The sequence below is a fragment of the Aequorivita sublithincola DSM 14238 genome, assembly GCF_000265385.1.
Lineage (GTDB): Bacteria > Bacteroidota > Bacteroidia > Flavobacteriales > Flavobacteriaceae > Aequorivita > Aequorivita sublithincola.
In genome coordinates, this window is sequence record NC_018013.1 from 3,474,651 (window position 1) to 3,487,238 (window position 12,588).

Here is a 12,588-nt window from a genome sequence, read left to right on the forward strand (position 1 = left end):
GGAATTATAGGTTTTTAGACTACGAAGTTAGTTAATAGCATGTGAAAAATATATTTTCAGCACAAAAAACTACAAAAAAAGACCCCTAAAAATTTCAACAATTGAAATTTTTAGGGGTCCGGCTTCAAATAAAGCGGTAATTAAAGTTTAGGTGAAAACTACCACTTATCAATTTGGTCTTTTAATTCTTCTTTGGTCTTACCAGTTTTTTCTTGAAGGCGACCAAGTAGTTCGTCAGACTTTCCTTCGGCATACTTCAAATCATCATCGGTTAAATCACCGTATGTTTGTTTCATTTTTCCTTTTACTTGGTTCCATTTTCCTTTAAATTGATCTTCGTTCATAGCTTTTTGTTTTAAGTTAAATTAATTTTTCTTTTCAATTATAAAGGTACATAGACAATCCTCTCGTTTATAATAACGAAATACTAAAGATTACATAGTTTTAGTTATAACTTTGCCAATAAATCTTAAAAACTGTTATACAAATAGCAATCTTATGAAGCATTTCATTTTAGCATTAACACTATTGCCACTTTTTACCTTCTGTGGCCAGCAAAAAGAAAAGGAAGAAGAAAATAAAACCGCCGAAACCGTAAGCGAAATACCTACGGTTAATTATAGCGCTACCTATTATTTAATACGTCACGCCGAAAAAGTACGTACAAACCCAAAAGATTCCGATCCAAGTTTAGATATAAAGGGAATGATGCGCGCTAAGCGATGGGCCACCTATTTTGAACCCATTAAAATTGATGCTATTTATATAACAAGATATATACGCACCAAACAAACCATATCATTAATTGCGCAACAAAAAGCTGTTTCGCCTAAACAATATGATCCCAACGCAATTTATTCGGATGAGTTTTTAAAAGAGACAAATGGCCAAAGCGTACTGATCGTGGGGCACAGCAATACAATTCCGCAGTTGGTTAATAATCTTATAGGCGAAGAAAAATTTACAGATATGGACGATAGTGATAATTCCACACTCTTTAAAGTAACCATAAACGGCAACGACAAAAAAGTAGAAACTATTACTGTTGAATAAGTTCTTAATTAATTATTTCCCATTAATAATTATACATTAATCATTATTCATTCTATTTTTGCCCGATGGCAATTCAGAAAAACGTAAAAATAAAAAACAGAAAAGCTAGGTTTGAGTACGAAATCCTCGATACTTTCACCGCAGGCATTGTGTTGCGAGGCACAGAAATAAAAGCTATCCGTGAAGGAAAAGCTTCTATTGCCGAAAGTTTTTGCGAGTTTAGCAATAGCGAACTCTTCGTCATTAACATGACAGTTCAGGAATATAGCCACGCAACACATTACAACCACGCTCCGAAAAGCGAGCGTAAACTTCTCCTAAACCGTAGCGAACTCAAAAAGCTGGAAAAAGAAGTGAAAAATAGCGGTCTCACTATCATTCCTTTAGTTCTTTTCACAAACGATAAAGGTTTTGCAAAAGTTGAAATAGCCCTTGCAAAAGGTAAAAAAGAATACGACAAACGCGAGGTAATTAAAGACCGCGACTCCAAAAAACAACTTAGTAGGATTAAGAAGGCGTTTAATAATTGAGACTAGAGGCTCGATTACGGAAGACGGAAGATTACGCTAGATGATAACGCTTTCTTAACAGATTCAAAATCCTTTTATTAGTATTTTGCGTAAGTTTAACGAACCTATCAAAATACTGAATGCAGTCTAAATTCCTTCTTCTATTTCTTTTCATTTCAGCAAGTATTTCTGCCCAAATAGTAGGAAAAGTAACTGACACCAACGGCCAGCCACTTTCCTATGTAAATATTTATCTTCAGAATAGCTACATAGGAACCACCACAAACGACGATGGCAATTTTTCATTAGCAGTTTCGGAAAAAAAAGATTACAAGATTATTTTTCAGTTTCTGGGATATAAAACCTTAACTAAAACCCTCACGATAAATTCATTTCCCTATATTTTGAATATTTCTTTGGGGGAGGAAACTACGAGTCTTGATGAAGTAGTTTTAAACACAACTGAAGATCCCGCCTACAGAATAATTCGTAAAACAATTGCCCAACGAAAGGAGAACATTGAAAAACTAAGTGAATACACTGCCGATTTTTACTCACGAGGTCTTTGGAAAGTAAAAGACGTACCAAAAAAAATAATGGGGCAAGAAGTAGGTGATTTTGATGGAATGCTAGATTCTACGCGTACTGGTATCATATACCTTTCAGAAACGATTTCTGAAATAGCATTTCAAAAACCTGATAAATTCACCGAAAAAATAATTGCCAGTAAAGTGAGCGGCAATGATAATGGCTTTAGTTTCAACAGTGCACAGAATGCAAATTTCAATTTTTATGAAAATACAATCGAACTGAACGCCGCGCTGGTTTCGCCAATTGCAAACAATGCTTTGAGTTACTACAATTACAAACTAGACGGTGTTTTTTACGAAGGCCCAAAACTCATCAATAAAATTAAGGTAATCCCCAAACGTCCTAATGATAGAGTGTGGCAAGGATACATTTATATTGTGGAAGATGATTGGCAAATTTACGGTGCAGAGCTTTCTACCACTGGCGCGGCAATTCAGGTGCCTTTTGTGAGCGATTTGACAGTGAAACAAAATTATAAATATGATGCCACTAATGATTTTTGGGTGAAGCTTTCCCAAACCGTAGATTTCGGTTTCGGGCTTTTAGGAATGAAAGGCGACGGACGCTTTATCGCAGTTTATAGCAATTATGATTTTAAGCCAGAATTTACCAAAAAATCATTTACAAATGAAGTGATTTCCTTTAAACCCGAAGCCAACAAAAAAGACAGTCTCTTCTGGAAAGGCAGTCGCCCCGTGCCATTGACAAATGAAGAGCTAAAAGACTATGTGAAAAAAGACAGTCTTCAAATTCTTAGACATTCAAAACCGTATTTAGATTCTATTGATGCAAAATCTAATAAGCCAGGATTTTTAAGCATTTTAACGGGTTATACTTTTAAAAATTCTTTTCAAAAATGGTCTGTGGGTTATGAAGGTCCTCTGAAAAGCATAAACTTCAACACCGTTCAGGGCTGGAATAGCAAGGCTGGTTTCACTTTCAACAAATGGTATGATGACAACCAAACCAACACTCTTTCCGCAGCCGTTCACGCAGATTATGGAATTGCCGAAGACAGACTTCGGTTTACAGCAAATATTCTCCGAAATTTTAATTGGAAGGATAAACTCCGTCTTTCGCTTTCCGGCGGAAGCACAGTGGCGCAGTTTAACGATATGGAGCCTATTTCGCCATTGATAAATACATTTGCCACGCTTTTCTTTGAAAGAAACTATATGAAGCTATACGAGCTTAATTTTGGGGAAATTCGTTACAGTCAAGAAGTTTTTAACGGACTTCATCTCTATGCTTCTGCGAGGTATGAAAACCGCCAACCGCTTTTCAACAATACAGATTACGTTACCATTCCTTTTGACGATGTAAGCTATACAAGCAACAATCCATTGGCACCAAGCGATTTTAGTAATGCTTCAATTGCAGCCCATAACATTTTAAAAACCAAGCTTCGGGCTCGAATTAACTTCGCTCAAAAGTATTTTTCAAACCCAGATATGAAATTCAATATTGGTGATAACAAATATCCAGAACTGAATCTTTCTGTGGAAAATGGCGCTGCGATTACTGAAAGTTATTATGATTACACGCAGTTTGAAGCCAGTTTAAATCAATCAATTTCTCTTGGGAATAAAGGTCACTTTTATTACAATTTAAAAGGCGGAACCTTCGCAAACGGCGATGGAATTTCGTTTATAGATTACAAACATTTCAACGGAAACCAAACACGGGTGGGAACTTCGCCTAATTACACCAACGTTTTCAACTTGATGCCTTATTATGAATTCAGCACCAATAGAAGTTATTTTGAAGGACACGTAGAACACGATTTCCGTGGTTGGATTTTAGGGAAAATTCCTGGAATCAATCAATTGAATCTCAACTTGGTAGCTGGAGCACATTTTTTAAGTACCGAAGAAAGAAAACCATATTCCGAAATTTCCGTAGGTATAGATAACCTTGGTTTTGGGCAGTTTAGACTATTGCGTGTGGATTACGTTCGTTCCTTTTACAACGGTGGTAGCGATGGCGCGTTTGTTTTTGGATTGAAGTTTTTAGATCTTTTGGGCTTATAAAATTGTTTAAAATACATATCCCGAAGGGATTACATATTTATAAAAAATCAAGTGGAAGTATGGCGTGACCCCGCTGGAGTCGTATGCTTCTCAAACTATATTTTTCTATAAATATGTGAATCCATCGGATTCTTAACTAATATAATTAATTATGAAAACGCTATTAAAATTATTACTAGTATGCTCGCTTTTCACAAGCTGCATCCCAATGCAAAAAGTACCGAAAAATGCGAAGATGACCGACTTTTTTCACTTTCAAAAAGCGAAAGATTACGACGCATCAAAATGGGCCGTTTTCCTTCCAGGAACAGGTGGTTTAAGAATTTTTAAAGACACAACCCATTACTACAACGTTGCTAAGAAACTAAATGCCGAAGGTATTTCTGTTCTCTTAGTAGATAACGTTGCAGCCTACAAAGCTTCAAAAAGAGATGTGGATGAAGAAGAACCTGCACAACTACTTTGGACGCTTGAAGAAGCCTTAAAATGGGCAAAACAGAATGGAAATATTGATCCAAATTCACAAGGAAGTATTGTGGGTTGGTCGCGAGCTGGCTTAGGTCTGATTCCGCTTGCAAACGATTCAAATGAATTGAAAACACTAAACATAAAATCAATCGCATTATTCTATCCAGCAAATGGTTATGAAATTCAACTTAAACCGAAAGTTCCAGTGCTTATTATGACCGGCGGAAAAGACAAAATTGTAAAAGTTGATGATATTTTTAAGTATATGATTGCTGAAAACGCAACCATAAAAGTGTATGATAATGCGTATCACGGCTATGATGTTGAAAGCCTGAAAAAAGGAAAATATTATAGGTATATTCCATTCATCAGCAAAAAAAACTACCTCTTGAAATACGATGAAAAAGCTGCGAATGAGTCTTTTGAGGAGTTAATAAAATTTTTAAAGAAATAAAATGCCCGTAATTGAAATAGAAACTATTATAAATGCTAAAAAAAACATAGTTTTTGATTTATCGCGAAGTATCGATTTACATAAAATTTCTACTGAACACACAAACGAAGAAGCCATTGCAGGCAAAACAAGCGGGCTTATTGGCCTAAATGAATGGGTAACTTGGCGCGCAAAACATTTAGGCTTTTATCAAGAACTCACTTCAAAAATCACAGAATTTGAATATCCAAATTATTTCGCAGACGAGATGGTAAAGGGAGCATTTAAACATTTCAAACACGAACATCATTTTAAGCAAACAGACGGAAACACAGTAATGACAGACGTTTTTAACTACATTTCTCCTTTTGGAATTATTGGCAGTTTGGTCGATAAACTCTTTTTAAAAAATTACATGAAAACCCTACTTTTGAAAAGAAATAAGATCGTCAAAGAATTTGCCGAAACCAATAAATGGAAAGAAATATTATAAAGATGGCTATACCCTTCCCAATCATAACAACAGAACGATTAAACCTTAGAAAAGTCCTACCAACAGACGCAGAAAGGGTTTTTTACTTCCGCTCAAACAAAGAGATCAATAAATACATAAAGCGGCCACCGCAAACGCGCGAGATGTCGATTGCGCATATTCAACTATTGGACTACAATTTAAAAACTAACAAAGGAATTTCTTGGGGAATAACAACCAAAGATTCTAATGTTATAATCGGCAACATTTGTCTTTGGAATTTTTCTAAAGACAAAAAAACTGCTGAAGTAGGATACGACCTAGATCCCAAATTTCAAGGTCAAGGAATTATGAGCGAAGCACTAAAAGCTGTTTTGCATTTTGCGTTTGAAATAAGAGGTTTTGAAACCATCGAAGCATACACAGATTATAGAAACATTCCTTCAAAAAAGCTCTTGAAACTACATGGATTTATTCCAAATGAAGGCAAGAAAGATACTGACAATCAAAACAATGAAGTGTTTTATATAAACCATTAGTTTTTGTCTTCTAAAAGAGGAACAAATCTAAACTCACCATACTCTTCTTTCTCAAATTCGGTGTCAGATTTGCGTAAAAAGACGGTCATAATCTGTACATTTTCACCCACAGGAATCACTAATTTTCCGCCAACTTTCAATTGCGCCAACAACGGATTTGGAACAAAAGGTGCTCCAGCGGTAACTATAATTCCATCAAAAGGAGCTTCACTTTGCAAACCAATATAACCATCTCCAAAAATCAAACGCTTCGGTTTATAACCAAGTTTTGGAAGAAAGAGTTTTGTTTTTTTGAAAAGCTCGTTTTGCCTTTCTATGGTATAAAGCGTTGCACCGATCTCTAAAAGAACCGCAGCTTGGTAACCACTCCCCGTTCCTATTTCAAGAATTTTATCACCTTTCTTCACTTCTAAAAGTTCTGTTTGGCGAGCAACAGTATAAGGTTGCGAAATAGTCTGATCTGCAGCAATCGGGAAAGCTTTGTCTACATAAGCATGGTCCACAAACCCAGAATCCATAAAAAGATGGCGCGGAATCTTCCCAATAGCTTGCAAAACATTTTTATCAATAATCCCTTTCCTACTAAGGGTTTCGACTAATTTTTTACGCATTCCTTGGTGGGTAAATGTATCTTTCAATTATTTTGATTTGAGACGTGAGACTTGAGATATTAGACTTTACAAAGTAACCAAATTCGCTGAAGAAGCACCAAATTTCAAATAACAAATTCCAAATAAAATTCAAACTACAAAAAAACAAAAATCAAAAGCATACTTCACTAATTCACAGTGAAAGCCAAACTTATCCATCTAGATTCATCGACAACTAAACTCCTCAACTTTTAAACCCATAAACTTTAAAACTAACAAACTTTTAAACCTTCACCTTTTAAACTTTCCCTCTAAAACCCTTACATTTGTGAAAAACACACGCCAATGTTAAAAGCGGGAGTTCTGGGTGCAGGTCACTTAGGAAAAATACACTTGAAATTGCTGAAACAATCCACAAAATATGACCTTGTGGGTTTCTTCGACGCCAGCAAAGAAGCTTCGGAAAAAATAGAATCTGAATTCGGTTACAAAAGTTTTCCTTCTATGGAAAGCCTTATAGATGCTAGTGATATGGTTGTAGTAGTTACGCCCACTAGCAAACATTTTGAATGTGCCGAAAAAGTAATCAGAGCCGGAAAACATCTTTTTATAGAAAAACCAATCACCCAAACCGTTGCCGAAGCCGAGCATATACGAGACTTAGCGAAGGAAATGAAGGTCCGTGGTCAAGTTGGGCAGGTAGAACGTTTTAATCCAGCTTTTCAAGCTATAAAAGATAAAATTCACAACCCGATGTTTATTGAAACGCATCGTTTGGCGGAATTCAATCCACGCGGAACGGACGTTTCAGTAGTTTTAGATTTAATGATTCACGATATTGACGCTATTTTAAGCGTTGTGAAAAGCCCTGTAAAAGCAGTAAGCGCGAGCGGAGTTTCGGTTATCAGTGAAACTCCAGATATTGCCAATGCACGAATTGAGTTTGAAAATGGCTGCGTGGCAAACCTTACCGCAAGCCGTATTTCACTCAAAAATATGCGCAAAGCACGCTTCTTTCAGCGTGATGCCTACATTTCAGTAGATTTTTTGGAGAAGAAGTGTGAAGTAGTAAAAATGAAAGATGCTCCCAAAGTACCGGACGATTTCGCAATGATTTTGACCAACGCTGAAGGCATCAAAAAGCAAATCTATTTCGAAAACCCAAATGTAGAAGCCAACAACGCAATTTTGGATGAACTAGAAAGTTTTTATGAAGCTATAAAAGCAGACAGAACGCCGGAAGTTTCTCTAAGACAAGGCACAGAAGCATTGCGAGTGGCGATGCTGATTATTGAAAATTTTAAAAGAATATAAATGTTTGAAGTTGGAAGACAGAAGACAGATGACAGAAGTAGCATCAGCTGACCTGCAAGGTGTTCCCCGCTTTTTCAGCGGGGCTCCTTGTAGGTCTAACTTGAGCAACTTTAAATATATTAATAATAATTAAAAAAAATCCGCCATTGCGGGAATGAATATGAAGAATATAGCAGTAATAGGCGCAGGAACAATGGGTAACGGAATTGCCCACACCTTCGCACAGTTTGATTTCAAAGTAAGTTTAATCGATGTTTCTCAAGCCTCGTTAGACAAAGGAATGGCAACCATAAACAACAATTTAGACAGAATGGTGGCTAAGGAAAAAATTTCAGAAGCCGATAAAAAACGAACCTTAGATAACATTTCTACTTTTACAAGTGTTGAATCGGGCGTTAAAACTGCCGATTTGGTTGTTGAAGCAGCAACAGAAAATTTGGAATTGAAACTGAAGATTTTCAGAGATTTGGATAGTTTTTGTTCCGAAGAAACCATTCTCGCAAGTAATACTTCGTCCATTTCAATCACTCAAATTGCGGCGGCTACAAAACGCCCAGAAAAGGTTATTGGAATGCATTTTATGAATCCAGTGCCAATTATGAAATTAGTTGAAATCATAAAAGGCTACAGCACCAGCGAAGAAACCTTCATAACCGTAGAAGAACTTTCAAAAAAGCTAAACAAAGTTCCTGTGGAAGTGAACGACTATCCTGGTTTCGTGGCAAATCGTATTTTAATGCCAATGATAAACGAAGCGGTGGAAACACTTTACAACGGCGTTGCTGGTGTTAAAGAAATTGACACCGTTATGATGCTCGGTATGGCGCACCCAATGGGGCCATTGGCGTTGGCTGATTTTATTGGATTGGACGTTTGCCTTTCTATCTTGAAAGTGATGTATGATGGTTTTAAAAACCCAAAATACGCTCCTTGTCCGTTATTAGTAAATATGGTAATGGCAGGAAAACTGGGCGCTAAAAGCGGTGAAGGTTTTTATGATTACAGTGAAAACCGAAAGGCGGAGGTTGTTTCTTCGCAATTTGTGAAGTGATTAGTTTAACCACAAAGTGCACCAAGATTTTACGCAAAGTTCACAGAGAAAACTTTTAAACCCTTAAACTCATCAACTTATAAACTCATCGACTCATCAACTCCTAAACTAAAAACTTGTCTAAAATAATCCCTTTCAAAGCCGTCCGCCCAACGCGGGACAAAGTGAATTTACTTGCTGCACGTTCGTATGAAAGTTATACGTCAATGCAGGTAGAATCGCGTTTGCGGGATAATCCGTTTTCGTTTTTGCACATTGTAAATCCAGGTTTTAAATATCAAAAAGAAATTTCGGGCGTGGAACGTTATGGGCTGGTTCGCAACCGCTATCAAGAGTTTAAGGAAGATGGAATATTTATGCAGGACGAAAAACCTTCGTTTTACATCTATAAAATCGTAAATCGCGATGGCCTTGAATTCAACGGTATTGTAGCCGCTACAAGCGTTCAGGATTATGAGAATGATGTAATAAAAAAACACGAAGACACTTTGGAATTTCGTGAAGTGCTTTTTAAAGAATACCTAAAAACAGTAGGTTTCAACGCAGAAGCCGTGCTCCTAACCTATCCCGACAATCAAGAATTGGAAACGATTCTTAACCAAATAATGGATAGTCGCCCAGAGTATGAATTTACCACAACCTATCGCGACACTCATTATCTTTGGAACGTGGATGATGAAGCCCTTCTTCAAAAAATACAAGATATTTTTAGTGAAATGCCCGCGCTTTATATTGCAGATGGGCACCATCGGTCCGCTTCCTCCTATTTATTGGCGAAGGATTTAATGGCGGAAAATCCGCATCACTCAGGCGATGAAGCTTATAATTATTTTATGAGTTACATAATTCCCGAAAGTGATTTGAAAATATATGAATTCAACCGTTTGGTAAAAGACCTAAATGGATTGGAAAAAGAAGAGTTTTTAATAAAACTTGATGAATACTTCAGAATCGAAAACCGAGGAATGAATTATTACAAACCTTCAGAATTGCACCATTTCAGTATGTATTTGGATGGAGAGTTTTATTCTTTAAATCTTCGAAAGAGTAAATACGAAATCAAAAATGCACTTGATGCATTGGATACGCAAATTCTTTATGTCACTATTTTAAAACCACTTCTAGGAATTGAAGATTTACGAAATGACCAACGTATAGAATATTCCCACGGAAAAAAAGATCTGGCTTTTGTGAAAACCGCAGTAGATTCGGGAACTTTTGCAGTAGGTTTTGGACTTTTAGCCGTAACGACGGAAGAAATGAGACATATTGCCGACCAAGGTTTAAAAATGCCTCCAAAAAGTACTTACATTGAGCCTAAGCTTAGGAGCGGCGTTACTGTTTATGAATTCTGAGAAAAAGAATAAAGAGGAAAGAATAAAGAGGAAAGACTATGACGATTTCAGAAAATCTAGAAAAATTTAAAACTGAATTGCCCGCCGATGTTACCTTGGTAGCGGTTTCCAAAACCAAACCAGTAAGTGATTTGATGGAGGCCTACAATTCAGGACAACGCGTTTTTGGTGAAAACAAAATCCAGGAGATGGAAACCAAATGGCGGGAAATGCCAAAGGATATTGAATGGCATATGATTGGCCACGTACAGCGGAATAAAGTGAAATATATGGCTCCTTTTGTGAGATTAATTCACGCCGTTGATAGCTTCAAACTTTTAAAAGAAATTAATAAAGAAGCGAAAAAAAACGAACGAACCATCAATTGTTTGCTTCAAATTAAAATTGCTGAAGAAGAAAGTAAATTTGGAATGGATGAAGCTGATGCAGCAACTTTACTTGCTTCGGAAGAAATAAAAAAGCTTCAAAATATAAAAATTGTTGGATTAATGGGAATGGCAACTTTTACTGATGATGATGAACAAGTTTCCGAAGAATTTCAGAAATTAAAGAAAATATTTGATGAATTCAAAGTTCACGATTCCGGATTCAAGATTCTCAGTATGGGAATGAGCGGCGATTATAAGCTTGCTATTGAAAACGGAAGCAATATGGTTCGCGTGGGCAGTGCCATTTTTGGTGATCGAAATTATATGTAGGCGCGCGATTCATCGCGCGCCAATGAATACGCCGAAACAATTTCAATAAAAAATAAAAATAGAGAATAGTTAATATCAGATGTACGCAATTTTAGACATAGAAACTACGGGCGGGAAATACAATGAGGAAGGAATTACCGAAATTGCAATTTACAGATTTGATGGTCACGAAATCGTTGACCAGTTCTCAAGCCTTGTGAATCCTGAAAAACCAATTCAGCCGTTTGTTGTTAACCTAACAGGGATTAATAATGAAATGCTTCGGAATGCTCCCAAGTTTTACGAAGTGGCAAAACGCATTATCGAAATCACAGATGGTTGCATTATGGTTGCGCACAACGCCCTTTTCGACAATAGAATTCTCACTACAGAATTCGACCGTCTAGGCTATCCTTTTGAGAAACAAACGCTTTGTACTGTTGAATTAGCGAAGAAACTGATTCCAGATATGCCCTCGTATAGTTTGGGAAAGTTAGTTCGTTCATTAGGAATCCCGCTTACCGATCGTCACCGCGCACAAGGCGATGCAAAGGCAACTGTAGCTCTTTTTAAAATGTTGCTAGCTAAAGACATTTCAAAAGAAATAATTACAGAAACCCTTAAGAAGGACCCAAAACGTCAATTAGCGCCAAAACTGTTGGATATTATTCAAAATATTCCTTCGGAAACTGGTGTTTATTATATGCATAACGAGGCAGGAAACGTAATTTACATTGGCAAAAGCAAAAACATCAAAAAAAGGTTAACACAGCATTTTACGAGCGATAACCGTAAGTCGAAAAAAATTCAGCACGAAGTAAAATTAGTCTCCTTTGAAAAAACAGGTAGCGAGTTAATTGCACTTCTAAAGGAATCTGAAGAAATCAAACAAAACAAACCATTGTTCAATCGAGGTTTAAAACGTTCAAATTTCTCACATCAACTTACTTCTTTTGTAGATGAAAACGGCTATATAAATCTTCAAATTGAAAAAGCGGACGGGCGTAAAAAAGCCATTACTACTTTCAGTAATTATCAGCAGGCAAAAACGGCTCTTTTCAAAATAACAGAGGAAAACCAACTTTGCCAAAAACTAACGGGACTTTACGAAACCAAGAAACAATGTTTCAATTATACAATTCTAGAATGCTTTGGAGCCTGCATAAATAAAGAGTCCGTAACCGAATACAATAATCGGGTTCAAACTTTTTTAGACAAACGCAGTTATGAAAACCTGAACATGTTAATTATAGACCGAGGTCGCGATGTTGGGGAACGTTCCGTAATTTTGATTGAAAACGGAGTTTATAAAGGCTATGGTTTTTACAACTTAAACCACCAAATAAACAATCCCGAGATTCTGAAATCTATCATTAACCCAATGCAGAACAATCGCGATGCACAGCATATTATTCAGAACTATCTACGAAGAAATAAGGTGCTAAAAACGGTAAACCTTTCCGCAAATATGGCCAATTGATTCTACATTGCGTATTTTTAGAACTT

General features: G+C 36.6%; 13 protein-coding genes. 11 read left to right on the plus strand and 2 right to left on the minus strand.

Annotated features, from left to right (window positions below; genetic code table 11):
- Positions 1-158: 158 nt before the first annotated feature.
- On the minus strand, positions 159-344 hold the full coding sequence (locus AEQSU_RS15805; RefSeq protein ID WP_014783881.1) for a CsbD family protein: 186 nt from the start codon (positions 342-344) through the stop codon (positions 159-161).
- 154 nt (positions 345-498) lie between these two features.
- Here AEQSU_RS15805 and AEQSU_RS15810 point away from each other — a divergent pair, with 154 nt between their 5' ends.
- The 6 genes from AEQSU_RS15810 to AEQSU_RS15835 all read left to right on the plus strand — a co-directional run bounded on the left by AEQSU_RS15810 (position 499) and on the right by AEQSU_RS15835 (position 6,095).
- Complete coding sequence (locus AEQSU_RS15810) at positions 499-1,053, plus strand: SixA phosphatase family protein (protein WP_014783882.1); 555 nt, start codon at positions 499-501, stop codon at positions 1,051-1,053.
- A 65-nt stretch (positions 1,054-1,118) separates the two neighbouring features.
- Entirely contained in the window at positions 1,119-1,583 is a 465-nt protein-coding gene (gene smpB, locus AEQSU_RS15815) for an SsrA-binding protein SmpB (protein ID WP_014783883.1), read from the plus strand.
- A gap of 119 nt (positions 1,584-1,702) precedes the next feature.
- Positions 1,703-4,183 carry a DUF5686 and carboxypeptidase regulatory-like domain-containing protein gene (locus AEQSU_RS15820; protein WP_014783884.1) on the plus strand — a complete coding sequence of 827 codons (2,481 nt, stop codon included), beginning with the start codon at positions 1,703-1,705 and terminating at the stop codon, positions 4,181-4,183.
- Between the two features lie 151 nt (positions 4,184-4,334).
- Positions 4,335-5,105 (plus strand): dienelactone hydrolase family protein, encoded by a 771-nt coding sequence (locus AEQSU_RS15825; protein ID WP_014783885.1) that lies wholly within the window; start codon positions 4,335-4,337, stop codon positions 5,103-5,105.
- A 1-nt stretch (position 5,106) separates the two neighbouring features.
- Entirely contained in the window at positions 5,107-5,577 is a 471-nt protein-coding gene (locus tag AEQSU_RS15830; RefSeq protein WP_014783886.1) for an SRPBCC family protein, read from the plus strand.
- The gene (locus tag AEQSU_RS15835; protein WP_014783887.1) at positions 5,559-6,095 is read left to right on the plus strand and encodes a GNAT family N-acetyltransferase; all 537 of its coding nucleotides are present in this window, start codon (positions 5,559-5,561) and stop codon (positions 6,093-6,095) included. The genes AEQSU_RS15830 and AEQSU_RS15835 overlap by 19 nt, the downstream gene beginning before the upstream one ends.
- On the opposite strand, the gene AEQSU_RS15840 is transcribed toward AEQSU_RS15835, so the two are convergent.
- Positions 6,092-6,733 (minus strand): protein-L-isoaspartate(D-aspartate) O-methyltransferase, encoded by a 642-nt coding sequence (locus tag AEQSU_RS15840; RefSeq protein ID WP_014783888.1) that lies wholly within the window; start codon positions 6,731-6,733, stop codon positions 6,092-6,094. The two genes, AEQSU_RS15835 and AEQSU_RS15840, sit on opposite strands and share 4 nt — an antisense overlap.
- Before the next feature lie 297 nt (positions 6,734-7,030).
- On the opposite strand from AEQSU_RS15840, the gene AEQSU_RS15845 reads away from it, so the two are divergent.
- The 5 genes from AEQSU_RS15845 to AEQSU_RS15865 all read left to right on the plus strand — a co-directional run bounded on the left by AEQSU_RS15845 (position 7,031) and on the right by AEQSU_RS15865 (position 12,562).
- Positions 7,031-7,999, plus strand: a complete 969-nt coding sequence (locus AEQSU_RS15845) for a Gfo/Idh/MocA family protein (protein WP_014783889.1) — start codon at positions 7,031-7,033, stop codon at positions 7,997-7,999.
- Positions 8,000-8,159: 160 nt separating this feature from the next.
- On the plus strand, positions 8,160-9,050 hold the full coding sequence (locus tag AEQSU_RS15850) for a 3-hydroxybutyryl-CoA dehydrogenase (protein WP_042492617.1): 891 nt from the start codon (positions 8,160-8,162) through the stop codon (positions 9,048-9,050).
- A 116-nt stretch (positions 9,051-9,166) separates the two neighbouring features.
- Positions 9,167-10,405: a DUF1015 domain-containing protein gene (locus tag AEQSU_RS15855; RefSeq protein WP_014783891.1), complete on the plus strand. Its 1,239-nt coding sequence runs from the start codon at positions 9,167-9,169 to the stop codon at positions 10,403-10,405.
- Positions 10,406-10,443: 38 nt separating this feature from the next.
- Positions 10,444-11,103, plus strand: coding sequence for a YggS family pyridoxal phosphate-dependent enzyme (locus tag AEQSU_RS15860; RefSeq protein WP_014783892.1), 660 nt, complete (start codon positions 10,444-10,446; stop codon positions 11,101-11,103).
- A gap of 79 nt (positions 11,104-11,182) precedes the next feature.
- A complete protein-coding gene (locus AEQSU_RS15865) occupies positions 11,183-12,562 on the plus strand; it encodes an exonuclease domain-containing protein (protein ID WP_014783893.1) in 1,380 nt (459 codons plus the stop codon).
- The last annotated feature ends 26 nt before the right edge of the window (positions 12,563-12,588 follow it).

Coding starts and splice junctions, on each gene's coding strand:
- AEQSU_RS15805 (WP_014783881.1), bottom strand. CDS start 344: ATGAACGAAGATCAATTTAAAGGAAAATGGAACCAAGTAAAAGGAAAA.
- AEQSU_RS15810 (WP_014783882.1), top strand. CDS start 499: ATGAAGCATTTCATTTTAGCATTAACACTATTGCCACTTTTTACCTTC.
- smpB (WP_014783883.1), top strand. CDS start 1,119: ATGGCAATTCAGAAAAACGTAAAAATAAAAAACAGAAAAGCTAGGTTT.
- AEQSU_RS15820 (WP_014783884.1), top strand. CDS start 1,703: ATGCAGTCTAAATTCCTTCTTCTATTTCTTTTCATTTCAGCAAGTATT.
- AEQSU_RS15825 (WP_014783885.1), top strand. CDS start 4,335: ATGAAAACGCTATTAAAATTATTACTAGTATGCTCGCTTTTCACAAGC.
- AEQSU_RS15830 (WP_014783886.1), top strand. CDS start 5,107: ATGCCCGTAATTGAAATAGAAACTATTATAAATGCTAAAAAAAACATA.
- AEQSU_RS15835 (WP_014783887.1), top strand. CDS start 5,559: ATGGAAAGAAATATTATAAAGATGGCTATACCCTTCCCAATCATAACA.
- AEQSU_RS15845 (WP_014783889.1), top strand. CDS start 7,031: ATGTTAAAAGCGGGAGTTCTGGGTGCAGGTCACTTAGGAAAAATACAC.
- AEQSU_RS15850 (WP_042492617.1), top strand. CDS start 8,160: ATGAAGAATATAGCAGTAATAGGCGCAGGAACAATGGGTAACGGAATT.
- AEQSU_RS15860 (WP_014783892.1), top strand. CDS start 10,444: ATGACGATTTCAGAAAATCTAGAAAAATTTAAAACTGAATTGCCCGCC.
- AEQSU_RS15865 (WP_014783893.1), top strand. CDS start 11,183: ATGTACGCAATTTTAGACATAGAAACTACGGGCGGGAAATACAATGAG.